This is a genomic window from Amycolatopsis sp. Poz14, assembly GCF_006704225.1.
Lineage (GTDB): Bacteria > Actinomycetota > Actinomycetes > Mycobacteriales > Pseudonocardiaceae > Amycolatopsis > Amycolatopsis nivea.
The window spans coordinates 7619648-7641928 of sequence record NZ_JACLHD010000001.1 but is presented as its reverse complement, the minus strand read 5'-3'; the positions used below and the strand labels follow the sequence as shown (position 1 = coordinate 7641928).

The window sequence follows — 22281 nt, the reverse complement described above, 5'->3', positions numbered from 1 at the left end:
GGGCCATGATCCAGAATCTGCTGGTCGCCAACCGGGGCGAAATCGCCCGCCGCGTGTTCCGCAGCTGCCGGGACGCCGGAATCGGCACCGTCGCGGTGTTTTCCGACGCGGACGCCGACGCGCCGCACGCGCGGGAAGCCGACGTCGCCGTCCGGCTGCCGGGCAACGCACCGGGCGAGACCTATCTGCGCGGCGAACTGATCGTCAAAGCCGCGGCGGACGCCGGTGCTGACGCGATCCACCCCGGATACGGCTTCCTGTCCGAGAACGCCGGGTTTGCCCGGGCAGTGCTTGACGCCGGGCTGACCTGGGTCGGCCCGCCGCCCGCAGCGATCGAGACGATGGGCTCCAAAGTGGAGTCCAAGCGGCTGATGGCTGCCGCCGGGGTTCCGGTGCTGTCCGAATTGGACCCGTCCTCGGTGACCGATGCCGATCTTCCGTTGCTGGTCAAGGCTTCCGCTGGCGGCGGCGGTCGCGGCATGCGCGTGGTCCGCTCGCTGGACGAGCTGGCTGAGGCCGTCGAGAGTGCTCGCGCTGAAGCGGGATCGGCGTTCGGCGACCCGACGGTGTTCTGCGAGCGGTACCTCGAAACCGGACGGCACATCGAGGTCCAGGTGCTCGCCGACTCGCACGGCACCGTCTGGGCGGTGGGGGAGCGGGAGTGCTCCATCCAGCGGCGGCACCAGAAGGTGGTCGAAGAAGCGCCATCGCCCTTTGTGGACGATGCCATGCGGGCGGAGTTGTTCGACGCGGCACGCAAGGCCGCGCAGGCGATCGACTACGTCGGCGCGGGAACGGTCGAATTCCTCGCTGGCCCGGACGGTCGGTTTTACTTCCTGGAGATGAACACGCGGCTGCAGGTCGAGCATCCGGTGACGGAGAACGTCACCGGACTGGATCTGGTGGCGTTGCAGCTTTCGGTGGCCGAAGGCGGTCGGTTGTCTGCCGAACCGCCTGCTGCTAATGGGCATTCGATCGAAGTCCGGCTGTATGCCGAAGACCCGTCGGCCGGATGGCAGCCGCAGAGCGGGACGCTGCGCACGTTCGAAGTGTCCGGAGTGGACCGCGAATTCGTCCACGGCACCGGGCTGCGCCTCGATTCCGGCGTGGAGTCCGGCTCGGTGATCGGTGTGCACTACGACCCGATGCTGGCGAAGATCATCACGTGGGCTCCTACGCGGGCGGAAGCAGCGCGTCGGCTCGCCGGTGCCTTGGCAGGCGCGAAGATCCACGGTGTGGTGACCAATCGCGACCTGCTGGTCCGGATCCTGCGCCACGAAGCTTTCCTTGCCGGAGAAACGGATACCGCGTTCTTCGACCGGCACGGACTGGACACTTTGGCCGCGCCACTGGCCACTGTGGACACCGAACGCTGGTCCGCGCTGGCCGCCGCCCTGGCCGATGCTGCGGGGAACCGGGCCTCCGCGACCACTCTGGGACGGCTGCCCAGCGGTTGGCGCAACGTCCGTTCCGGTGGCCAGCGCAAGGTATTCGCCAAGGGAGACAACCGTTACGAGGTCGTCTACTCGCTGACCCGCGACGGCCTGCGTGCCGAGGGTTACGACGACGTCGCCTTGGTCGCCGCGACGCCGGACCAGGTGGTCCTCGACATCGCCGGAGTGCGCCGGACCTTCGCCGTCGCCAGGCACGGCGCGGTGTCCTATGTGGATTCACCATTGGGTTCGGTGACATTGACCGCCGAGCCGCGGTTCGCCGACCCCGATTCGGCACTGGCCGCGGGTTCACTGCTCGCGCCGATGCCGGGCACAGTCGTGCGGCTCGCAGTGTCCGCAGGGGACAGTGTGCGGGCGGGCGATCCGTTGCTGTGGCTGGAAGCGATGAAGATGGAACACCGGATCTCGGCCCCGGCGGACGGCGTGGTCGCCGAACTGCCGGTCGAGGTCGGGCAACAGGTCGAGGTAGGCGCGGTGCTGGCTGTGGTGGGAGAGACCGAATGAACGCGATGAACTTCGTCGAGCCCGAAGAGCGGGTGGCGCTGCGGAAGGCCGCGGCCGATCTGGCGGGCAAGTACGGGCACGACTATTACGCGAAAAAGGCCCGCGCGGGCGAGAAGACCGACGAACTGTGGAACGAGGCCGGACGGCTCGGCTACCTGGGCGTGAACCTGCCGGAGGAATACGGCGGCGGGGGAGCCGGGATCGCGGATCTCGCCGCGGTGCTGGAGGAATTCGCGGCCGCGGGCTCGCCGCTGCTGCTGATGGTGGTGTCGCCGGCGATCGTCGGGACGGTGCTGTCGCGCTTCGGCACGCCGGACCAGAAGAAGCAGTGGCTGCCCGGAATGTCGGACGGCAGCAAGAAAATCGTCTTCGCGATCACCGAACCGGACGCCGGTTCCAACTCGCACAAGATCACGACGACCGCCCGTCGCGACGGCGGCGACTGGGTGCTGTCCGGGCGCAAGGTGTTCATCTCGGGCGTCGACGAGGCGGACGCGGTGCTCGTCGTGGGCCGCACCGAGGACGCGAAGACCGGTCGCCTGAAGCCCGCGCTGTTCGTGGTGCCGACGGACGCGCCCGGGTTCGAGTTCACGAAAATCGACATGGACATCGTCGCGCCGGAAAACCAGTTCTCGCTGTTCCTCGACGACGTGCGGTTGCCCGCGGAAGCCCTGGTGGGCGAGGAGGACGCGGCGATCGCGCAGCTGTTCGCGGGCCTGAACCCGGAACGCATCATGGGCGCGTCGTTCTCGCTGGGCACCGCGAGGTACGCCCTGGACAAGGCGGTCGGCTACGCCAACGAACGGCAGGTGTGGGGCGCGCCGATCGGGTCGCACCAGGGGCTCGCGCATCCGCTCGCGCAGGTGAAAATCGAGCTTGAGCTGGCGAAACTGATGACGCAGAAGGCCGCCTCGCTGTACGACGCGGGCGACGATTTCGCCTCCGGGGAGTCCGCGAACATGGCGAAATACGCGGCGGCGGAGGTCGCGATCCGCGCGGTCGACCAGGCAGTGCAAACCCACGGCGGAAACGGGCTGGCGACCGAATACGGCCTGGGAACCCTGGTGACGGCCGTGCGCCTGGGCCGGATCGCGCCGGTGAGCCGCGAGATGGTGCTGAATTTCGTGGGGCAGCACAGCCTCGGGCTGCCGAAGTCGTACTGAGCAAGGGTGAAGTCATGAGGTGCGTCGGCGATCGGGTGCCCGGCCGTGGAGTGCGGCCGGGTCCCCGGTGCGGGCCTGGTCTGAGGTCCGGGAGGGGAGCAGAGTCCCGCAGGGCTCCCGTCACGGACTTCTGCCGGAGCGGGCTGGGGCCGATGCTCCGCGAGCTGCAACAGGAATGCAGTCGCACCACTCGGCGCGTGTCTGGTCTGAGGTCCGGGTGCGGACTGGCTCGGGCAGGTGAGCGCTGATGCTCCGCGAACCACAACAAGAACGCAGTCGCACTACCCGGCGGCGGTTGATCGAAGCCGCGATGGACTGCATCGGGGAGCGCGGGTGGCACGGGGTGACCGTCGCGGTCATCGCGGAGCGGGCCGGGGTCTCCCGGGGCGCCGCGCAGCACCACTTCCCGACGCGGGAATCGCTGGTCGCCGCGGCGGTCGAGTTGCTCGGCGAGGCCCAGCTGGACGAACTGCGCACGCGCGCGGCCGGGTCGCCGGGCGGCTCGTCGCGGATCGAGTGGGTCGTCGAGATGCTGCTGACCCTCTACACCGGGCCGATGTTCCGCGCCGCGCTGCAGCTGTGGGCCGTCGCGTCGACGGACGACCAGCTGCGCGACGTGCTGGTGCCGCTGGAGGCGCGCGTCGGGCGGGAGGCGCACCGGGTCGCGGTCGAACTGCTCGGGGTCGACGAGGCTCAGCCGGGCGTTCGCGAACTGGTCCAGGCCACTCTCGACCTCGGGCGCGGGCTCGGCCTCGCCAACCTCCTCACCGACGACACCCGCCGCCGCGAGCAGATCGTGCGCGAGTGGGCGCGGACGCTCGAGTCTCGCCTGGCGGGAACCGAACAGGTCTAGGCATCGTCACATTCCCGAACCGCTACAGTGTGGCTGTTAACACATTCGGCCCAATCGGCGATAACGTTGAGTAAGTAGCCCACGAGGAAGAAGGCGATCCCGGTGTCCGGTGCAGAAGGGGTGACCGTCGAGCTGACCCATCGCGCGATGGCCATGCTCAAAGCGGTCGCGCAGCAGCGCGCGGAGATGTCCACCAGCTGCGAGCCCGACCTGTTCGTCGACGGTTTCGCTTGCTGCGACCAGATGACCGCACACGCACTCGCCAAGGGCGGCTACGTCCGTCCGGGCACGGGAGTCACCGCCGCGGGCCGGGTCCCCGCCGAACTGACCGAGGCCGGCGCGGTCGCGCTGTCGGTCACCGCCGCTGCCTGATCTTCACTCGTTCGGACGTATCCGCACACGGTGTGTGACGGACGGCAGAACGGGGACCTCCCGGGCGGGAAGGCCCCCGTCGCCAGACCCGGCGGCCGCGATCCAGGCGTGCGCCAGGTGGTTCAGTCCACCGGGGTGACCCGCGAGCCTTCGCTCGAAGGGTGCCCGGTTCGCTCAGCCGAACCGCCGCCGGTTTGATCCGGGCCGGTCGAACCCGCCAACCTGGCCCGAGTCGGCGGAGTTGCTGCCCGGCTTGATCCGGGCCAGCCCAATCGCTGCCCAGCCGGGCCAGGGCCAGTCGAGCCGCCGTCAGTCCGCCGAGGTCGGCAGGATCGCTGCTCGGCTTAGCGCGCGTCGGCCGGATCGGCACCGAGCCGGGCTGGGGCCGGACCGCTGCCAGTTCGGCCCAGGTCGGCAGGATCGCTGCTCGACCTGACCCGCCTCGCCCCAACCGCCGCCCGGCTCGACCCAGCCCGGCCCCCGGTCAGCCGTTGTACCCGGCCACGACCTTCGTGAACGCGTAGTTCTCCTGGTCGATCCCGCTGCAGCCGCCGCAGTCGCGGTTTGTCGCCCAGAACGTGACGCGGCCCAGGTGGTGTTCGGCGGCCCAGTCGCGGATCGCGGTGAAGTCCGCGACCGACACAACCTCGCCCGCGCGGTCGGTCTTGCCGTTCATCGACGAGAGTCCCGCGCGGTGGAAGGCGGTGGCGTCGTCCCAGCCGAACGTCGACTTCAGTTCGCCGACCAGGCCGTCCACCGCGGATTTCGTCATCGCGACCATGTCGCCGCCGTCGGAGAAGTCGAACGGCATGAGCGACCACACGTCGACGTCCGCGCCCAGTGCCTTCGCCTGCGAGACCAGGCGCTTGCCCCAGTCGTTCGGGCCCTGCGGCGTGGTGCCCATGGTGATCACGACGCGCACGTTCGGGTTCTTCTCCTTGACGATCTTGACCGCGCCGAGGATCCGGTCCTGCACCGCCGCGTTCTCGAACTCGTCGGTGTTCTCGATGTCGAGGTCGATCGCCTTGAGGTCGTAGGCGTCGATCACCTTCTGGTACGCGCCGGCCAGTTCCTCCGGCGATCCGCAGTTCGGGCCCAGTTTGTTGCCCTGCCAGCCGCCGAACGACGGGATCACGTCGCCGCCCGCGGAGCGGATCTTCTGGATCATCGCGGCGTCGGTCCCGTCGAGGGGCCGGTTGCCGTCCCAGGCGGGCGTGCAGCCGCCGCCGGAAAGCATGAACGCGAGGGTGAACGCGCTGACGCCGGTCGCGTCCATGGCGGCGGACGGATCGCTCTGGCCGCCCCACTGGTACAGGTACGGGGCCGCGAGGACCGGGTCTCCCGCGGCTGAGGCGGTGCCGGTCGCGGTGGACAAAGCGGCGCCCGCGGCGAGCGCCAGCACGCCGAGACGTCCGGCGAGTTTCCGGCGGGAACTGGTGCGGCGCAAGGATTTCATGGGTCCTCCAACGGGGGAACGCGCACCTCGCGGCACGCGTCATCGGAGCACCTGGCGAAGCCGGACGTGGCGGCGGCGCCCCGCAGGCACTCGGGGGAGTGTGTGCGCAGTCACAATGGACTAGACCATTGAGAAGTGTCAAGACATGGGCGGGAGTGGGAAAAAACCTCACCGAGGGCGCCGAGGTCGCCGGGAGGTTCCGGGGCGCCGGTCAGCGGGACGATCGGGAAGCGGTGCGTGGCCGGGAGGGCAGCCGAGTCCGCTCAGCGAGCGCGGCCGCGGGGCTGTGTCAGGCTGGAAGGGCGAGCGAACGAAGTGGGAGCGTCATGACCGAACCGGTCCGGATCAGCGGTGCCGACGTCGCCCCGGAGCAGCAGGCTGTCCGGTACGAGCTGGCGATTCTGTCGTTCCAGCTGCTCGACGGGCCGAAAGCCGTCGAAGGCGTGCTGCCGTGGGTCGAGGGGCACGGCGAACTGCTCGGCTGCTGGCAGACGGAAAACGGCCCGCTCGGCAGGCTGGTCGTGCTGCGTGGGTTCGAGAATCAGCAAGCCCTGGACGGGGAACGCTTGCGCGCCCGGCACAGCCGCGCACCGTTCGGCGGCGGCTGCCTGACTGACCTGTCGCTGCAGAGTTTCGCGCCGTTCCCGTTCGTGCCGCCGGTGCGGCCGGGAACGTACGGCTCGGTGTACGAGATCCGCGACTACCACCTCCGGCCGGGCGGTCTGACCGCGACGATCGACGGCTGGCGCGAAGCGTTGCCCGCGCGGCATCTGGTCGATCCGCTGACCGTCGTGATGTACGCGCTCGACGGCCCGGACCGGATCATCCAGATCTGGCCGTTCGCGAGCTTGGACGAACGGCTCGCGATCCGTCGCGACCTCTACGCGAAGGGGATGTGGCCGCCGCCGGGCGCGCCGGAGGAGATTCTCGGCGCGGACTCGGTCATCGCGGTGCCGCTGGAGTTTTCGCCGCTGGCGTGAGTCACGTCGGTTCGCCGATGTCCTCGAACCAGAGCGCCGGTTCCCGTTCGATGAATTCCGTCATCAGGGCGACGCAGGCGGGGTCGTCGAGGAGGTCGACGCGGACGCCGTGGTCGGCGAGCCAGCCGTGGCCGCCGGTGAAGGTGCGGGATTCGCCGATCACCACGTGCGGGATGCCGAACTGCCGGACCAGGCCGCTGCAATACCAGCACGGCGACAGCGTGGTGACCATGATCGTGTCGCGGTAGTGCGGGCGGCGGCCGGCGGCGCGGAAGGCGGCGGTTTCGGCGTGCAGGGACGGGTCGCCGTCCTGGACGCGGCGGTTGTGGCCGCGGCCGAGCAGCTTCCCGTCGCGGTCGAACAGGGCCGCGCCGATCGGCACGCCGCCCTCGGCTTTTCCGGCTTCCGCCTCTTCGCGGGCGACAGCGAGCAGGTCGTCGAGCATGCGTCACTTTCGCACGCCGCCGCGACGCCCTGGCGATCGAGGACCGAAGCTGTCCGCGAAGCGTGGCAGAGTGCTCGGCATGTACGGAACCTCCGAACGCCTGTTGCGCCTGCTCTCGCTGTTGCAGGCGCGTCGCGAATGGCCTGGTCCGGACCTCGCGGGCCGGCTGGGGGTCGACGTGCGGACGATCCGCCGCGACGTCGAACGGCTGCGGCAGCTCGGTTATCCGGTGCACGCGACGCCGGGGGTCGCGGGCGGGTACCGGCTGGGTTCCGGTGCGGCGCTGCCGCCGCTGCTGCTGGACGACGACGAGGCGGTCGCGGTGGCGGTCGGCCTGCGCACGGCGGCGAACGGCACGGTGGCGGGCATCGAGGAGACGTCCGTGCGGGCGCTGGCGAAGCTCGAACAGGTGCTGCCCGCGCGGCTGCGACACCGGGTGCGGGCGATGGATTCGGCGATGGTCCGGATCCCCGGCGGCGGACCGAAGATCGACGCGGAGCTGCTGACCGTGGTCGCGGCGGCGTGCCGGGACAACGAGCGCCTGCGGTTCACCTACGGCACCCACGCGGGCGAGGTGACCGAACGCGACGTGGAACCGTTGCGGCTCGTGCACGCTGGATGGCGCTGGTACCTCGTCGCGTGGGATCTTGGCCGAGACGACTGGCGCACCTTCCGGCTGGACCGCATCGACGGCCTCCCGGTGCCCAGTTTCCGTTTCACGCCAAGGGAACCACCGGCCGAGGACCTCGCCGCTTACGTGTCGAGCCGGATCGCGACCGCGCCGTATCCGCACATCGTGACGCTGCGCGTGTCGGCTCCGGCGGAAGTGCTGACGGCGTGGATTTCCCCGACGACGGCGGTGATCGAGCCGATCGACGACGAAACCTGCCGGATCCGGACCGGCGCGAAAACCTTCGAATCTATTCCGTTTTACCTGGCGCAGTGGGAATTCGACTTCGTGGTGGAGGACGGGCCGCCGGAATTGCTGGACCGGATGGCGAACATCGCGGAACGATTCGCGCGGGCGACGTCAGGCCGGACTTCCGCCGGTGGCGACGGCGAGCAAGTCCGCGGCGGCGGTTGACAGGGCTTCGGGGAAACTGTTGCTGTCGCGGTGTTTCTCGGTCATCCAGCGTTCGGTGGCGAGTCGTAGGACGGAGAGTCCCAGGTCGGTGGCCAGTCGGGCGGTTTGGGGATCGATGCCGCGGTCTTTCAGTGCGCTGGTGAGGGTTTCGGAGATGGTGACGAGTTTGATCAGTTCCCGTTCACGCAACGGGGGGTTGGCGGCGATCACCGTAGCTCGGCGCAGCAGGAATTCGCGCGGACGGAATACCCGCGGCGCCGTGGCGAAGGCGGCCAGCAGGGTCGGCAGCGCGGGCGTTCCGGGCGGGACGGCGTCGATCGCAGTGACGAATTCGGTTTCCAGTTCCTGGCTGCCGCCGAACAGCACTTCCCGTTTGTCCGCGAACCAGCGGTAGAACGACCGCTCGGTGAGGTTCGCGCGCTGGGCGATCTGCGCGACCGTCGTGCGGTCGTAGCCCTGTTCCTCGAACAACTCCAGCGCGGCTTGCTCGAGCCGGTTCCGGGTGTTGCCCTCCCATCGCGCCATGGGGCCAGTGTAGCGACAGCAGATGCTGTCATCACTCTGGTAGCGTCAGTGACGACAGCTTCTGTCATCACTCACGAGGAGACAGCCGGATGCGCACCCTTCGTTTCTCTGAACACGGTCCTGCGGCCCAGGTCCTGCGGGTCGAGGACGCCGCGGCCCCCGAACCCGGGCCGGGGCGGATCCGCGTCGCGGTCCAGGCGTGCGGCCTGAACCCGGCGGACTGGGCGTTGTGCGAGGGCCTCTTCGCCGGTGACCTGCCGCGCGGGATCGGCCTGGAGGTGTCCGGCACGGTCGATGCGCTCGGCGAAGGCGTGACCGGCGTCGAGGTCGGCGACCCGGTTTTCGGCATCGCGCCGTTCACCGGCCCCACCGCGGGCGCGTCTGAACAGGCGCTGCTCGACACGTGGTTCCCGCGGCCGGATGGGCTCGACGCGGTCCACGCGGCGGCTCTGCCGATGGCGGTCGGAACGGCTTACGCGGCGCTCGACGCACTCGGCTCCGGCACCTTGCTCGTACACGGCGCGGGCACCACCACCGGGTTCGCCGCAGCGCAGATCGCGCTCCTGCGCGGGGCACGCGTGATCGTCACCGCGGGCGAAACGCACGCCGCCGCGCTCCGTTCAGCTGGTGCGGAAGTCACCGGCTACCAGGACGGAATCGCCGAACGCGTGACGGCGCTGGCCGGGGGACCGGTCGATCGCGTGCTGGACGCGGCGCCGTTCAGCGGCAAGGCGGCCGAACTCGTGCGCACGGTCAAGGAACCCGGACACGTGCTGACGCTCGATCTCAGCTCGGACCAGCCCGGGGTCCAGACCATTGTCAGCTCGGGTGCCCAGCCGCGGTACGACGTCCTCGGCGAGTTCGCGGCGCTCGCGGCGGAGGGCCGGTTTTCGATCCCGGTTTCCCGGATTTTCCCGCTGGACGACTGGCGGGCCGCGCTCGAACTGAGCCAGTCGCGGCAGGCGCGGGGCAAGCTGGTGCTGGCGCTCTAGCCCGCGCCGAGCATGCGGAGGACGAGTCCGCCGTACTCCTTGCCGAGTTCAGTGGGGGTCTGCCGGGTCCGTTCGCTGTACCAGCGCGCGACGTCGACGCCCAGCGACAGCACCGCGCGCGCCGCGATCCCGACGTCGCCGACGGTGAACGCACCGGACTCGACCCCGTCGGCGATCACCTCGCGCACGCGCTGCTCGATCTTCCGCCGAAGCTGCGCGACGACCTGGTATTCCTTCTCCGGCAACGCATTCAGCTCGTACTGCACGACCCGCGCGACCGTGTGCCGCCGCGCGTGCCAGGCGACGAAATCCTCGACGAGGAGCCGCATCCGCTCCACCGGACCGGTGACGCGCCCGATCACGTCCTCGACGAGGGCCAGCGTCTGCTCGTGCCCGTTGCGGCTGATCGCGAAAAGCAGCGCGGCTTTGGACGGGAAGTGCACGTACAGCGCGGCCGGGCTCATCCCCGCCGCACCGGCGATGTCCCGCGTGGTGGTGGCGTGGTAGCCGCGCTCGGCGAACGACTCCACCCCGGCGAGCATCAGCCGTCGCGCGGTCTCAGGCTGCACGTCGGGCCACAGGTCGGCCGAGAGCGTGGTCATCCGGCGATCCTCCTCTAGTCCCGCGCCGGCCGGTGAGTCCGCCCGTCGGATTCATTGTAAGCGCTCGCTCAGTGAACTGGCCCGGTCAGGACTCCGGCGGTTCGGCCGGGCCGTGATGGCGTCCGGTCAGCGCGGACCGGAGGAGGGAGACCACGCCGAGTCGCCACAAGCCGCCGACTGGGTACACCGCGTCCTGGTCCAGCCAGGCGGTTTTGTGCTCATGCGCCACAGAGCCGAGGAACGCGAAGCCGCCGATGAAGCGGGCCAAGGCGACGAAAGAACTGCCCTTTGCGGGGCACGGATTCACCCGTCCTTGAGTCCGAGCGAAAGCCGGGCCTGCGCCGTCCACGCGGCCAGGAAGGCTTCCTCGCCCACGTCGCCCGGCGTGTGCCCGACGAGGGCGTCGAGGATCGGGTAGTAGGTCAGCGCAGCCAGCAAGACCGATGCGGTGGCTTCGGGGTCCTCGACCTGGAAGTCGCCGCGTCGCACGCCGGAGGCGATCCATTCCGTCGCGGCTGTGTAGACCGAGCCGAGCACGCCGTGCCACATTTGTTCCCGCAGGTCGGGGAACGGTTCCAGTTCGCGGAACATGATGCGCAGAGCTGCGCGGTCCTGGCGCATGCTGTCCCAAACCAGCCGCGCGATCACTGGAAGTGCCTTCTCCGGTGCTTCGGGCAGCGCTATTGCTTGCCTGCTTCGGTCGCTGATCCCCGCGAGGTGTTGCTGCACGATCTCCTCCAGCAGCGCCCGCTTGGAGGGGAAGTGTTTGTACAGCGCCCCGGAGCCGGGGTTGAGGCCGCAAGCTCGCTGGACGTCGGCGGTCGAGGTTTTGTCGAAACCCCTTTCCGCGAACAGCCGGGTGGCCGCTTCGACCAGGTGCTGCCTCGTCACGCCGGGAGTTGAACGCGCCATAGTGAGAGAGTACTCTCTTTCCAATGATCGAGGTTCAGGTGACTGAGACGATCAACTGCCCGGCGGAGCGCGTGCTCGAGTTCGTGATGGATCCCCGTGCCTATGCGGCGGTCGACCGCAAGATCGGTGCGATCGAATGGGTGCGGCGCGCCGGGGACGTCACCGAATTTCGTTTCGGCAGCAGGCTTCCGGGCATTCCCGGCCCTGCTGCCAAGGTGGTTTCGCGGATGACCCGCACCCCGGGCGAGCGGGTGGACGTGCGATTGCCGCCGATCCCGGCGAATCGGCTGGCCAATCTCGTTTCCGAGTTCAGCGCCAGCTGGGTGTGCGCGGCCTCGGGCGAGCGCACTGCGGTTACCCGGACTGTGCGATGCGGGTTCAAGGGGCCGTTGAAGTGGTTCGCGGAGCCGGTTTTGCGCCGGACACTGCGGCCGGACGTCGAGGACGAGATGCGGCAGGCCAAGGCGGCGCTTGAGTCGTCCGGAGAGATGCCGCCGGTGATTGACTCGCGCGGCGGTGGGTAATCAGTGATCGTGACTGCTTCCCCCATTGCCGTTCTCGACATCGACGGGACGCTCATCGATTCGAACTACCACCACGCTCTCGCCTGGTACCGGGCGTTGCGGTCGGTGGGCGAGGTGTATCCGGTGTGGCGGCTGCACCGGCTGATCGGGATGGGCGGGGACCAGCTCGTCGCCGCGGTCGGCGGGGAGGAGCTGGAGCGCCGGGCGGGCGATCGGGCTCGGGAGCAGCAGGGCAAGGAGGTCGACGCGCTGCTCGAGGAGATGGCGCCGTTGCCGGGCGCGCGCGATCTGCTCGTGGCCCTCAAGGAGCGCGGCCACCGGGTGGTGCTCGCCAGTTCGGCTCAGCAGCGTCACGCGGATGTCTTCCTCGACAAGCTCGACGCGCGCGACCTCGTCGACGACTGGACCACCAGCGCCGACGTCGAGGCGTCCAAACCGGCCCCGGATCTGCTGCAGGCGGCGTTGAAGAAGCTGGGTGCCCCGTCCGACGCGTCCGCGGTCATGGTCGGCGACTCGGTGTGGGATGTCGAAGCGGCGAAAAGGGCCGGGATGCCCGCGATCGTCGTGCGCTCCGGCGGTTTCGGAGACGACGAACTCCGGGAGGCCGGTGCCGTCGCCCTCTGCGACACGCCGGGGGATCTCGCGAAGGCTCTGGACGACACTCCGCTCGCTTGAGTGGAGCGCCGGAAGCGGTCAGCAGGCCACCTACGCAGCGGGGCGTTGGACGGCTAGGCCGACGCCGAACGCCGCGAGGATCGCGCCGCCCGTCCGGAGAATTGCGCGGACCACTCGTGTGTTGCGCAGCATTTTGGCAGCGGCGCTGAAAACCAGGGCGTAGCTGGTGAGGGAGAGGAAGCCGATCACCGCGAACGCTGCTCCGAGGACCAGCGTGTCGACAGGTCGTGCGCCGTGGTGGAGGAATTGGGGGATGACGCTGGTGAAGACGATGACGGTCTTGGGGTTGGACAAGTCGCTGAGCAGTCCTTCCCGGAACGCGCGCCACCCGCTGCGCGGCCTGCCGGTGGTCAGCGCCGCCAAATCCGGTCCGGCGCGGGTCAGCAGGAGTTTGCCGCCCAGGAAGATCAGGTAGGCCGCGCCCAGGTACCGGACCACGTCGAACGCAACCTGCGAGGACACCAGCAGTGCGGTCAGTCCGGCGACGGACGCGCCTGCCCAGACCAGGTCGGCTGTCAGCACTCCCAGCGCGGTCAGCAGGGCCGGACCCCGGCCGCGAGCGATCGCGCTCTTGAGGATCAGCATGACCGCGGGACCGGGAATGAGGACCAGGAGGACGGACAGGGCCGAGAAAGCCGCAATCGAAGACATGGGGACATTGTTGCCCGAGCCCTGTCGATTCCGGTCCGGTTCACCCGCCCCGCCCATCTGAGCGGCACCGGCGCGCCAGTTGCCCGGAAGTCCGTGCCGGAGTGGACGAACGGAGCAGTCGCGGCGACAGGTTTCGGACAAAACGTGGGCCGCCGCTGGACCGGCTTCGCGCACCCTCCGCACACTCGGCCGACAGTGGGTTTCTTTCCCCCGGCCTTCGAGGAGTTCCGATGCGTCGAAGAATCACCCTCAGCCTCACCGGTGCGGCCGTTCTCGCGGCCAGTCTCACCGCCGTGGTCGCGCCCGCCGCCCAGGCGTCGCCCGGACTGATCTCGGCCATGCAACGGGATCTCGGCCTCAGTGCCGCACAAGCGCAAACCCGGCTCCGGCAGGAGCTGACCGCGTCGAAGCAGATGCCCGCGGCCCAGCAAGCGGCTGGAACGGCCTTCGGCGGAGCCTGGTTCGACCCGGCGCGCGGCAAGCTGGTCGTCGGCGTGACGGACCCGGCCGTGGCCGACGCCGTTCACCGGACCGGTGCGGAAACCGTTCCGGCAAAGGTCACCGCCGCGGCGCTGGACGCGGCGAAGACGGCCATCGACACCGCCGCGAAAGCGAAACGAGCCCCGGCCTCGGTCAGCGGCTGGCACGCGGATCCCCGCAGCGGCAGTGTGGTCGTCACCCTCCAGCCGGGCGCGCACGGTCCGGATGTCGACGCCTTCCTCGCGCGAGCCCGTGAAGCAGGTCCGGTGACCGTGGCGTCCGGCGCCCGGCCGCAGACCTTCTCGGCAGGCACCGTCGGCGGGGATCCCTACTACATAAACGGAAACACCCGCTGCTCCATCGGTTTCTCGGTGCACGGCGGGTTTGTCAGCGCCGGGCACTGCGGCAGCAAGGGCAGCTCCGTCGTCGGCTGGGACAACTCGGCGATGGGCACGTTCGCCGGATCTTCCTTCCCCGGCAACGACTACTCCTACATCACCATCGGCAACGGCTGGTGGACCGCCCCCGTCGTGCTCGGCTGGGGCACGGTCAGCGACGTGATCGTCCGCGGGTCGGCCGTCGCGCCTGCCGGTTCGTCGATCTGCCGCTCCGGCTCGACCTCGCATTGGCACTGCGGCACCGTGCTGGGATTGAACGAGACCATCAACTACGCCCAGGGCGCGGTCTACCAGGCGACGCACACCAACGCGTGCGCGGAACCCGGCGACTCCGGCGGCTCGTTCATCACCGGCGACCAAGCCCAGGGCGTCACCTCGGGCGGCTTCGGCAACTGCAGCACCGGCGGCGAGACCTGGTTCCAGCCGGTGAACGAGATCCTGCAGACCTACGGCTTGTCGCTCGTCACCGGGTGACCCGTCCGGGCTGCGGCATCGGTCTCCGAAGAGGCCGATGCCGCAGCCCGGCGCCGACCGCGCCCGGGTCAGCTGCCGGTGGTCGCGAGTTCTTCCGCAGCCGGGGCCGGGGGAGCGGTCGCGCGGGACCGGGTGCCCAGCAAGACGTACGCGGCTCCGACGAGAAGCCCGCCGCCGACCAGGTTTCCCAGCCCGACGAACAGCAGGTTGCGGCCGAACGCGCCGATCGTCGCGCCGGGCACGCCGTCCAGGAGGCCGAGGGTGTAGGTCGTCATGTTGGCGACCACGTGCTCGAATCCGGAGCTGACGAACGCGAGCAGGCACCAGAAGATCAGCGCCAGCTTCGCGCCGTCCGACTTCGTGCGCGCGGCCATCCACACGGCGAGGCAGACCAGGAAGTTGCACAGCACGCCGCGGAAGAACAGCGCACTCGCCGATTCCGCGGTTTTCGCTTTGACCAGGCTCGCGAGCAGAGCCGCGCCCGGACCGGGGTGCCCGGCGGAGCCGCCTACGGACAGCACTCCGCCCTCGTGCACGAGCCAGGCGAAGACGAGCGAACCGAGCAGGTTGCCGACGAACGACACCACGATCACCGCCGCGGCCGCACCGGCGCCGCGCCGCCGGACGAACGCGCCCTGCACCATCGTCATCATGTTCCCGGTGGACAATTCGGCGCCGGCGAACACCACGGCGGTCAGCGCGATCCCGAACACGAGGCCCTGCACCGTTTTCGTCCACGGCGAACTCGCCGCGTTGAGAGGTCCGGTCGCGGACAGCAGCAGCACGACCGCCACGCCGATGAACGCCCCGGCGAGCATTGAGCTCACCAGGTAGCGGCCGGGACGGCGCAGGTCCTCGATCTTTCCGTCGGCGACGTCCGCCTGCAGGTCGAGAGCTTCGGATACGGGAATCGGCATGGCGCGGGCCTTCCGGGCCGGGGGCGGGTACCCCGGCATTCGACCCCGCGGACTCTGCGTCCGGGTAGCGTCGTGATCAGCATCTGGTGTCCGAGTGCGCACAGCCCGCGGCGGCCGCGGTGAATTGCCCCGTCCAGTGCGTAACGGGGCATAACGGGCATTCGCTCGATCGCGCCGGGATGGAAAACTCGAGATGCCGCCCCCTGGAAGGGGACGGCATCTCGGTGCGGGGCAAGGAACTCAGCCGAAAACGAACCAGAAGAACGTCGTCGCGGCAGACTTCCCGGACGCGTCAGTGACCGTGACGGTCACCTGCCTGCTGTCGGCGCGCGTCGGCGTTCCGGACACGATTCCGGTCGCCGGGTCGAGCGTCAGGCCCGGGGCGAGAGCGGTCGACGACCACCGGTACGGGCTGGCGCCGCCGGAGGCCTTCAGCTGCAGGTTCACCGCTTTGCCGGTCCAGCTGTCCTGGTTGCCCGGGGCCGCCAGCATCAGGGCCGAGGGCTGCCCGCCGGTGACGGTCAGCTGGTAGTGCGTCGTCTGCGTCGATTTCGGGCTCTTGCCGGAGATCGTGACGTCGTACGTTCCGGCCGGAGTGCTCGCGCTCGTGGCGATCGTGAGCGTGGAGCGGCCGCCGAGGTCGACGCTCGCCGGGCTGAACGTCGCCGTCGCGCCCGAGGGCAGTCCGGCGGCGGTCAGGCCGATCGACCCGGTCGGCGGCGGGTTGTCGCCGCCCGGCAGGTGCGGGGCGAGGTCCGCGGCGTAGGTGGAGACCCGGGCGTAGACGGCGTACCAGTCGCACGAGGTGGACATCCACGAGAACACCCCGACGACCGTGTTGCCGACCAGGTACGGTCCGCCGCTGTCGCCGACGCACGCGCCGGCGTGGTGGTCGGCGTATCCGGTGCAGAGCATCGCCGGGGTCTTGTACTCCTCCTGCCCGTGGGGATCGGTGAACCGGCCCTTGCAGGCGCTGTCCTCGGCGACCGGCACGTCGGCCTGCCGCAGCACGTTGCTGTAGGTGTTCGCGCCGGTTTCGCCCCAGCCGATCGAAACGCCCTTGGTGCCGGGCGCGTCGAGGCTCGGGTCGGTGTTGAGCTTCGGGTACGTGATCCCGGCGGGGACCGGCATGTCCTTGTCGAGGGTCACGACCGCGACGTCCGCGCCGATGCTCCAGTCCGTGTAGTCCGGATGCACCCACTGCGACGCGATTTCGGCGGTGGTGCCGGTGTTCTGCGTGAGGTCGTCGTCGCCGTAGACGAACCACTTGTGACCGGGTTTCTCCAGCAGGCAATGCGCGGCCAGCAGCACGGTGTGCGGTCCGAACAGCGTGCCGGTGCAGGACTGCTGTCCGGGGAAGGCCGAACCTTCGCGGCGCATCGAGATGATGAAGGGATGATCCGCCGTGGTGGTCGGAGTACCGCCTACGACGCTTGGCGAAGCAGCGGAGGGCGCGTTAGCGGTGACGGTCGTGCTCGCCGAACTGCCCGCGGCGACGCTGCCGGAAGACGGCGAGGCGGACAGCGTGAAGTCCTGCGCCGGAGGCGGGGTGTCGCCGCCGGTCAGCTTCGAGGCCAGCGCGTCGGCCTTCGGGGAACCCCAGCCGGTGCACAGGTCGTAGCCGGTGCCCGCGTTGTAGGTGCCGTTGCCGCCCGAGGTGACGTCGTGGAACGTCGAGGCGTAGTCCGCCGAACCGGCGATCCGGTAGAGGCTCGGGTTGAGCTGGCCGAGCCGGGATTTGCCGCCGCTGAGGGATTTCTGGTTCAGCATCGCCGCGTAGCCCGCCCAGAGCGGGGACGACAGGCTGGTGCCGCCGACGTCGAGCCAGCCGCCGTTCATGTACACCGACAACGCGCCGGCGCCGTAGTCGGCGACCATCGAAACGTCCGGAACCGAGCGGTACTGGTTGGTGCCGGGCTGCCAGTCCGGGCGCGAGTAGATCTTCGAATACCCGCCCCCTGACCGGGTATTGCCGCTGCCGCCCTGGTTCCAGCACGATTCCGACTGCCACGTGCCCGCGCTGTCGGACGTCCGCAGCTGGGTGCCGCCGACGCCGGTGAACAGCGGGTCGCTCGCCGGGTAGTCGGCCTGGATCGTCTTGTTGTCGCCCTGGTAGCCGCAGCCGGTGCCGCCCCAGTCGCCGGACGCGGAGAACATCGTGACGCCCTGCGCGGCGAGTTGGGTGTAGGAATCGTGCGAGGCCGCGATCGGGCTGGATTCGCAGAGTTCGCCGTTGAGCCACGATCCGGAAAGGACGGTGATCTTGTTGTCCGACGCGATCTGCGCCATTTCGTGCACCCACGCCTGGTCGGAGTTCGGCGCGGAGTAGACGACCTGCTTGGCCTTCGGCGCGGTCGCCGCGACGGCCTGGACGTCGAGGGTGACTTCCATCTGGTCGCCGCCCGGATTCGGGACCCCGCCGTCCACCTTGACGACTTCCGGCGTGACCGCGGGTTGCTTGAAGTACTGCGTCCAGGCGTCGATGTCGGGCTGCTTGAACGTGTCGAACTCGATCAGCCCGACCGTTTCGCCGGAACCGTCGTAGCTGCCGGAGACGCCGGTCATGCTGTAGGCGGTGCGCAGCTGCGCCGGGGTGTAGCCGCCGCCGGGACCGGACGGGCCCGCCGGTGCGCTTGCCCGGTGCGCGGCGGGCCGGTTCGTCAGGCCGGTGACCCCGCGGACGACGGCTGCGATGTCCGAGGGGACCGCGGTTGCCTTGGTAGCGTTGAAAAACCGCTCGCCCTTGGCGGACCGGAAGCCGGAAAGCGAGGTGCTGAACGCGTTTTCCACTTCCGCGGGCGTGCCGGACGCGGTGACGACCTGGCGGTTGCCGGTGACGTCGTCGATGCGCAACCCCTTGCCGGTCAAGTACTTCCGCACCTGGCTGACCGCGCTGGCGGTGGGACCGAACCGGTCGGTGTATTCGGCGGCGCTCAAATAGTGGTGGTACAGCGGGGATTTCGGGTCGGCCGTGTCGGCGACGTACCGCTCGGCTCCCGCCGCGTCGCGAGGCTTGAGCGCGACGGACACGGTGACTTGGCCGGGCAGAGCGGAACTGTCCGCCGTAGCGCCCGCGGGGACAGCGGGGGCGTTGTTCAGCGGGACCAACGGCTGGGCCGCGGTGGCTGTCGGCGGGGAAAGTGCCGCTGTCGTCAGGAAAGCGGCTACGAGGAGAGCTGGACTTCGCATGTGCTGCTCCGGAGTTGTGAGGAGGAATACAGCACTGCGCACGGTAAGAACCGCGTTCCGGCCTCTGCCACGAAAAGTGGAAACCGCGCCGCGCAGCCGGGGTATCCCCAGCTCAGCGGGCTGTGTTCACAGAATTGCTACCAGGTCCACTCGACGCCGATGATCCCGGCGCCGACGTCCCGCGCCGCCAGCGTCACCGCGCCGCTGCCTGCCGCGCGCAGTTCTTCCACTTTTCGGCGGGGTGCGGCGAGGTCGCGTTGTTCGAAACGGCGAACGCTTTCCGGAATGTCCGAGCCGAATTGCACCCGGCAGGTGTACAGGGGAGCGGGCCGGGTGAGCCTGCGGTGGTATCCCTGCACCGGGCGGCCGTACGGGAACACGAATTCGTACTCCACCGCCGCGACCTCCCCGGCCCGCAGTTCCCGGTCGAAGAACAGCTCCGCGATCAGGAGCCCGCTGACCGCGTCGACCCGGGTCCGGCCCGCGCGGCAGCAGTGCCCGGCGGCGAAGCGCGGAGGCTGCCGCGCGCGGTCTTCGGTCTGGTAGTAGGCGGCCATCCGGACGACGCCGTCCACGGCGGCCTCGGCCACCACGCGCACCCTGAGCAGGCGTTCCTGCCGGTCGTCGTCCACGAGAAGTTCGTCGTGCACCGACCGCAGCCGCACCTGGTCCTCCGGCGGCAGGTCGAATTCGAGCGACGAGGGCCGCACCGACGGCCACAGCCGGCGCCGTTCGAGCAGGGGCGTCCGCTGCGGGCGGGAACCCTGGCGGTCCTGCGGCCCGAGCAGCGACGTGAGGCGGCCCGCGCCGAGGCCGAGCACCTGCTCGAGTTCGACGACCGCGTGCAGCGACGTCTCGCGGCCCGGCAGCGACCGGCCGGTCCGCCAGTACGCCAGTGCGCTGCGCGACACCGTCACCCCGCGGGCCGCCAGGTGCTCGCGCAGCCGGTCCAGGGTGAGCCCGGCGCCGCTGATGGCGGCGTCCAAGGCGTCGGCGAACGAGGGCACGACGTCCACTGTGGTGCGCCGGTATCCGCCGGACCAGCGTCGTTCGTCGGATACCGGGGGGTAACTGCGGACTTTCGGAGGTTCCGGAACGCCCGCCAGTGAGATCATCCTGGAAACGTGACTCGGCCTTCCGCGGGCTCGTTCGCGGTCACGCTGGACACCGCGATCGAGGAATCCGGACTGTCGCTCGACCGGCTCCAGCACCACCTCGCCGCGCGCGGGGTGCGGCTTTCGCGCTCGGCGCTGTCCTACTGGCGCCGCGGCCGGTCGCAACCGGAACGCGAGACGTCGATCGCCGCCGTCGCGCAGCTGGAATCCGTGCTGAGCCTCGAACCCGGGACGCTCACGTCCAGGCTCGGCCCGAAGGCACCGCGCGGGCGCTGGCTCGGCGAACCCGCCTGCCGGATCGAGCGCCGCCGGCTGTGGCCGCAGCTGCGGGCATTCTCCGCCGAGCTGAAACCGCCGCCGGACGGGCAGCTGTCGTTCTGGTCGATCCACGACCGGATGCTGCTCGACGAGCACGGCGGCGAGCGCGCGCTGCAGGTCCGGATGGTCGCCGAGGCCGCCGTCGACGGCGTGGACCGCCTGATGGCCTACTACCAGGCCGACTCGTTCCTGACCGCCGACCCGGTTTACCGCAGCGCGCGGTCGGCACGGGTCGGCCGGGTCTGCGTCGACCGGGAAACCGGCATGATCGCGGGCGAACTGCGGCTGGAGCGGGCCCTGGCGCTGGGCGAGGTGACGATCGTGGAGTACGAGGTCCGGTTCCCTCCGGGTCCGCCGATCGACCACTACCACCGCCGGTTTACCCGGCCCGTCGCGGAGTACGTCTGCCAGGTGAGCTTCGGACCGCGCGTTCCGCGTCGGGTCCGGTCGTTCGAGCAGCGCGGGCTCGGCGGTCCCGAACATCCCGGCAGCGCGCTGTCCGCCGGTGCGACGCACACGACGACGCTGGCGCTGCGCGACGTCCGGCCCGGCATCTACGGCACCGGATGGCAGTGGTGAGCAATTCTGTGAACGGGAAGCCCCGACCAGGGAAGACGATCAGCGGCGGACCAGTCGTCCACAAAGGTCTGGTTCGAAGGTGATCAGCGACTTACCGTCACGGCGCACTTACTCCCCGAAGCAAGAAAGGCCCTCCCCATGCGCCGATCCTCCCGTGCCGTACTCGCCCTCGCCGCCGCGGCCGCCTTCGCGGTCAGCGGAACCGGTACCGCCTCCGCCTCCGCCTCCACGGCGACCGCGTCCGCTGCTGCGTCGACGTCGATGGCCGCTCACTTCGGAACCGTCCCGGCCTCGTCGACGGCGGGCACCATCGGCGACATCTACCCCTCGAAGTGGCGCGACGTCCCGCAGGACTCGGTCGTCGACGACTGGAACATGTACAACCGCGAGTGCGTCTCGTGGGCGGCCTTCAACATCGCGCGCCACGGCGAAAGCGCGAACAACTACGGCGACGCGAAATACTGGGACGACAACGCCCGCAACCACGGCTACCGCGTCGACAACACCCCGACGGCGGGTTCGATCGCCCAGACCGACAACGGCACCTACGGCCACGTTGCCATCGTCGACAGCGTCCACAACGGGACGGTCACCGTCGAGGACTACAACTGGACCGGCGACGGCCACTACCTCGTGCACGACGTGAACGCTTCGTCGTTCCGCTACATCCACTTCTACAACTGATCCCGGAGTCCGACATGCGTTCGTTCAGCCGGAGATCCCTCCTGGCGACGACCACGGCGGCGGTCGCGGTCGCGCTGGTGCCGGGGGTGGCCGCGGCGGCTTTGCCGAGCGTCGCGGCCACCGCCCGCGACTACGAGAAGGACGGGCCGCACCAGCCCGTGAAAGCAGCTGGCGACAGCGCGCACACCCTCTATTACCCCGCTGACCTCGCTTCGAGCACCGCCAAACATCCGGTGCTGATCTGGGGCAACGGAACCGGCGCCACCGTCGACCAGTACGAGCTCCTGTTCACCCACCTCGCCACTTGGGGTTACGTAGTCGCGGCCGCGAACACCGGACAGTCCGGCTCCGGCATCGAGATGCTCGACGGGGCGAAGTACCTGATCGCCGAGAACTCCCGGCAGGGCAGCATTTTCCAGGACCGCATCGACACCGGCCACATCGCCGCTGCCGGGCACTCCCAGGGCGGCGGCGGTGCGATCGCGGCCGGTGCCGACCCGTTGGTCAAGACCACGATCCCGATCATGCCGGGGCCACAGGGCACCGTGGGCGCGTTGCACGGTCCGGCGTTCTTCGTGTCGGGGCAGGCGGACATCATCGTCCCGGCGCTCTATGTCCGCGCGCGTTTCGACGCGTGCGATCAGGTGCCTGCGGTCTACGGGCAGCTGCGCAGCGCCACGCACTTCTTGCAGGGCGACACGCGGTACCGGCTCGTCGGCGCGATCACCGCCTGGCTGCAGTATCACCTGACTGGCGACGAGGCAGCGAAGAGCGTGTTCTACGGCCCGAACCCCGGGCTGCAGCAGGACACCGCGGCGTGGTCGGATTTCGCGCGCAACAGCCGGGCCGTCAGTGCGTAGGGCGGTCGTCGCGGTTCTCGCGTTCACGGCCGCCGTTCTCGGGTGCCAACCGGCTGGTGCCGCAGAGTCGCCGAC

General features: G+C 69.8%; 23 protein-coding genes. 13 read left to right on the top strand and 10 right to left on the bottom strand.

The features are described from left to right. Window positions 1-5 precede the first annotated feature (5 nt). The 4 genes from FKO37_RS35495 (at window position 6) to FKO37_RS35480 (ending at window position 4346) form a co-directional block, all read left to right on the top strand. On the top strand, window positions 6-1958 hold the full coding sequence (locus FKO37_RS35495; RefSeq protein ID WP_238607356.1) for a biotin carboxylase N-terminal domain-containing protein: 1953 nt from the start codon (window positions 6-8) through the stop codon (window positions 1956-1958). After that, window positions 1955-3121, top strand: coding sequence for an acyl-CoA dehydrogenase family protein (locus FKO37_RS35490; RefSeq protein ID WP_078870531.1), 1167 nt, complete (start codon window positions 1955-1957; stop codon window positions 3119-3121). The genes FKO37_RS35495 and FKO37_RS35490 overlap by 4 nt, the downstream gene beginning before the upstream one ends. A 247-nt stretch (window positions 3122-3368) precedes the next feature. Further along, complete coding sequence (locus tag FKO37_RS35485; protein ID WP_037814758.1) at window positions 3369-3974, top strand: TetR/AcrR family transcriptional regulator; 606 nt, start codon at window positions 3369-3371, stop codon at window positions 3972-3974. Window positions 3975-4076: 102 nt separating this feature from the next. Continuing rightward, window positions 4077-4346 (top strand): hypothetical protein, encoded by a 270-nt coding sequence (locus FKO37_RS35480; protein WP_238607355.1) that lies wholly within the window; start codon window positions 4077-4079, stop codon window positions 4344-4346. 484 nt (window positions 4347-4830) lie between these two features. Here FKO37_RS35480 and FKO37_RS35475 read toward each other — a convergent pair whose 3' ends face one another. Beyond that, window positions 4831-5802, bottom strand: coding sequence for a chitinase (locus tag FKO37_RS35475; protein WP_238607354.1), 972 nt, complete (start codon window positions 5800-5802; stop codon window positions 4831-4833). A gap of 326 nt (window positions 5803-6128) precedes the next feature. On the opposite strand from FKO37_RS35475, the gene FKO37_RS35470 reads away from it, so the two are divergent. Beyond that, on the top strand, window positions 6129-6782 hold the full coding sequence (locus FKO37_RS35470; RefSeq protein WP_238607353.1) for an NIPSNAP family protein: 654 nt from the start codon (window positions 6129-6131) through the stop codon (window positions 6780-6782). Between the two features lies 1 nt (window position 6783). Here the strand turns inward: FKO37_RS35470 and FKO37_RS35465 are convergent, their stop codons facing one another. Further along, window positions 6784-7227, bottom strand: a complete 444-nt coding sequence (locus FKO37_RS35465; protein WP_134663595.1) for a nucleoside deaminase — start codon at window positions 7225-7227, stop codon at window positions 6784-6786. A 79-nt stretch (window positions 7228-7306) separates the two neighbouring features. Here FKO37_RS35465 and FKO37_RS35460 point away from each other — a divergent pair, with 79 nt between their 5' ends. Continuing rightward, window positions 7307-8311, top strand: a complete 1005-nt coding sequence (locus tag FKO37_RS35460; RefSeq protein WP_134663594.1) for a YafY family protein — start codon at window positions 7307-7309, stop codon at window positions 8309-8311. On the opposite strand, the gene FKO37_RS35455 is transcribed toward FKO37_RS35460, so the two are convergent. Beyond that, the gene (locus tag FKO37_RS35455; protein WP_238607352.1) at window positions 8258-8836 is read right to left on the bottom strand and encodes a TetR/AcrR family transcriptional regulator; all 579 of its coding nucleotides are present in this window, start codon (window positions 8834-8836) and stop codon (window positions 8258-8260) included. The two genes, FKO37_RS35460 and FKO37_RS35455, sit on opposite strands and share 54 nt — an antisense overlap. An 89-nt stretch (window positions 8837-8925) precedes the next feature. Here FKO37_RS35455 and FKO37_RS35450 point away from each other — a divergent pair, with 89 nt between their 5' ends. Next, on the top strand, window positions 8926-9828 hold the full coding sequence (locus FKO37_RS35450) for an NADP-dependent oxidoreductase (RefSeq protein ID WP_238607351.1): 903 nt from the start codon (window positions 8926-8928) through the stop codon (window positions 9826-9828). Here the strand turns inward: FKO37_RS35450 and FKO37_RS35445 are convergent. The 3 genes from FKO37_RS35445 to FKO37_RS35435 all read right to left on the bottom strand — a co-directional run bounded on the left by FKO37_RS35445 (window position 9825) and on the right by FKO37_RS35435 (window position 11342). Then, window positions 9825-10430, bottom strand: a complete 606-nt coding sequence (locus FKO37_RS35445; RefSeq protein ID WP_238607350.1) for a TetR/AcrR family transcriptional regulator — start codon at window positions 10428-10430, stop codon at window positions 9825-9827. The two genes, FKO37_RS35450 and FKO37_RS35445, sit on opposite strands and share 4 nt — an antisense overlap. Window positions 10431-10515: 85 nt before the next feature. Beyond that, the gene (locus FKO37_RS35440) at window positions 10516-10698 is read right to left on the bottom strand and encodes a hypothetical protein (RefSeq protein ID WP_238607349.1); all 183 of its coding nucleotides are present in this window, start codon (window positions 10696-10698) and stop codon (window positions 10516-10518) included. A 35-nt stretch (window positions 10699-10733) separates the two neighbouring features. Continuing rightward, window positions 10734-11342 (bottom strand): TetR/AcrR family transcriptional regulator, encoded by a 609-nt coding sequence (locus FKO37_RS35435; RefSeq protein WP_167754434.1) that lies wholly within the window; start codon window positions 11340-11342, stop codon window positions 10734-10736. 23 nt (window positions 11343-11365) lie between these two features. Here FKO37_RS35435 and FKO37_RS35430 point away from each other — a divergent pair, with 23 nt between their 5' ends. Then, window positions 11366-11866, top strand: coding sequence for an SRPBCC family protein (locus FKO37_RS35430; RefSeq protein WP_051729073.1), 501 nt, complete (start codon window positions 11366-11368; stop codon window positions 11864-11866). Window positions 11867-11875: 9 nt separating this feature from the next. Then, entirely contained in the window at window positions 11876-12541 is a 666-nt protein-coding gene (locus FKO37_RS35425; RefSeq protein WP_238607348.1) for an HAD family hydrolase, read from the top strand. Window positions 12542-12571: 30 nt separating this feature from the next. Here FKO37_RS35425 and FKO37_RS35420 read toward each other — a convergent pair whose 3' ends face one another. Continuing rightward, a complete protein-coding gene (locus FKO37_RS35420; RefSeq protein WP_238607347.1) occupies window positions 12572-13192 on the bottom strand; it encodes a LysE family translocator in 621 nt (206 codons plus the stop codon). Between the two features lie 230 nt (window positions 13193-13422). On the opposite strand from FKO37_RS35420, the gene FKO37_RS35415 reads away from it, so the two are divergent. Continuing rightward, window positions 13423-14544: a S1 family peptidase gene (locus tag FKO37_RS35415; protein ID WP_037814769.1), complete on the top strand. Its 1122-nt coding sequence runs from the start codon at window positions 13423-13425 to the stop codon at window positions 14542-14544. 68 nt (window positions 14545-14612) lie between these two features. Here the strand turns inward: FKO37_RS35415 and FKO37_RS35410 are convergent, their stop codons facing one another. From FKO37_RS35410 to FKO37_RS35400, 3 genes are all read right to left on the bottom strand, one after another. Beyond that, entirely contained in the window at window positions 14613-15461 is an 849-nt protein-coding gene (locus FKO37_RS35410; protein WP_238607346.1) for a formate/nitrite transporter family protein, read from the bottom strand. Window positions 15462-15701: 240 nt separating this feature from the next. Next, window positions 15702-18650 carry a trypsin-like serine protease gene (locus FKO37_RS35405; protein WP_238607345.1) on the bottom strand — a complete coding sequence of 983 codons (2949 nt, stop codon included), beginning with the start codon at window positions 18648-18650 and terminating at the stop codon, window positions 15702-15704. Between the two features lie 137 nt (window positions 18651-18787). Further along, window positions 18788-19765 (bottom strand): XRE family transcriptional regulator, encoded by a 978-nt coding sequence (locus FKO37_RS35400; protein WP_238607344.1) that lies wholly within the window; start codon window positions 19763-19765, stop codon window positions 18788-18790. A gap of 9 nt (window positions 19766-19774) precedes the next feature. On the opposite strand from FKO37_RS35400, the gene FKO37_RS35395 reads away from it, so the two are divergent. The 3 genes from FKO37_RS35395 (at window position 19775) to FKO37_RS35385 (ending at window position 22206) form a co-directional block, all read left to right on the top strand. Further along, window positions 19775-20662 (top strand): XRE family transcriptional regulator, encoded by an 888-nt coding sequence (locus FKO37_RS35395; protein ID WP_134734249.1) that lies wholly within the window; start codon window positions 19775-19777, stop codon window positions 20660-20662. A 138-nt stretch (window positions 20663-20800) separates the two neighbouring features. Continuing rightward, the gene (locus tag FKO37_RS35390) at window positions 20801-21346 is read left to right on the top strand and encodes a CHAP domain-containing protein (RefSeq protein WP_037814773.1); all 546 of its coding nucleotides are present in this window, start codon (window positions 20801-20803) and stop codon (window positions 21344-21346) included. Between the two features lie 14 nt (window positions 21347-21360). Next, the gene (locus tag FKO37_RS35385; RefSeq protein ID WP_037814774.1) at window positions 21361-22206 is read left to right on the top strand and encodes an alpha/beta hydrolase; all 846 of its coding nucleotides are present in this window, start codon (window positions 21361-21363) and stop codon (window positions 22204-22206) included. Window positions 22207-22281 lie beyond the last annotated feature (75 nt).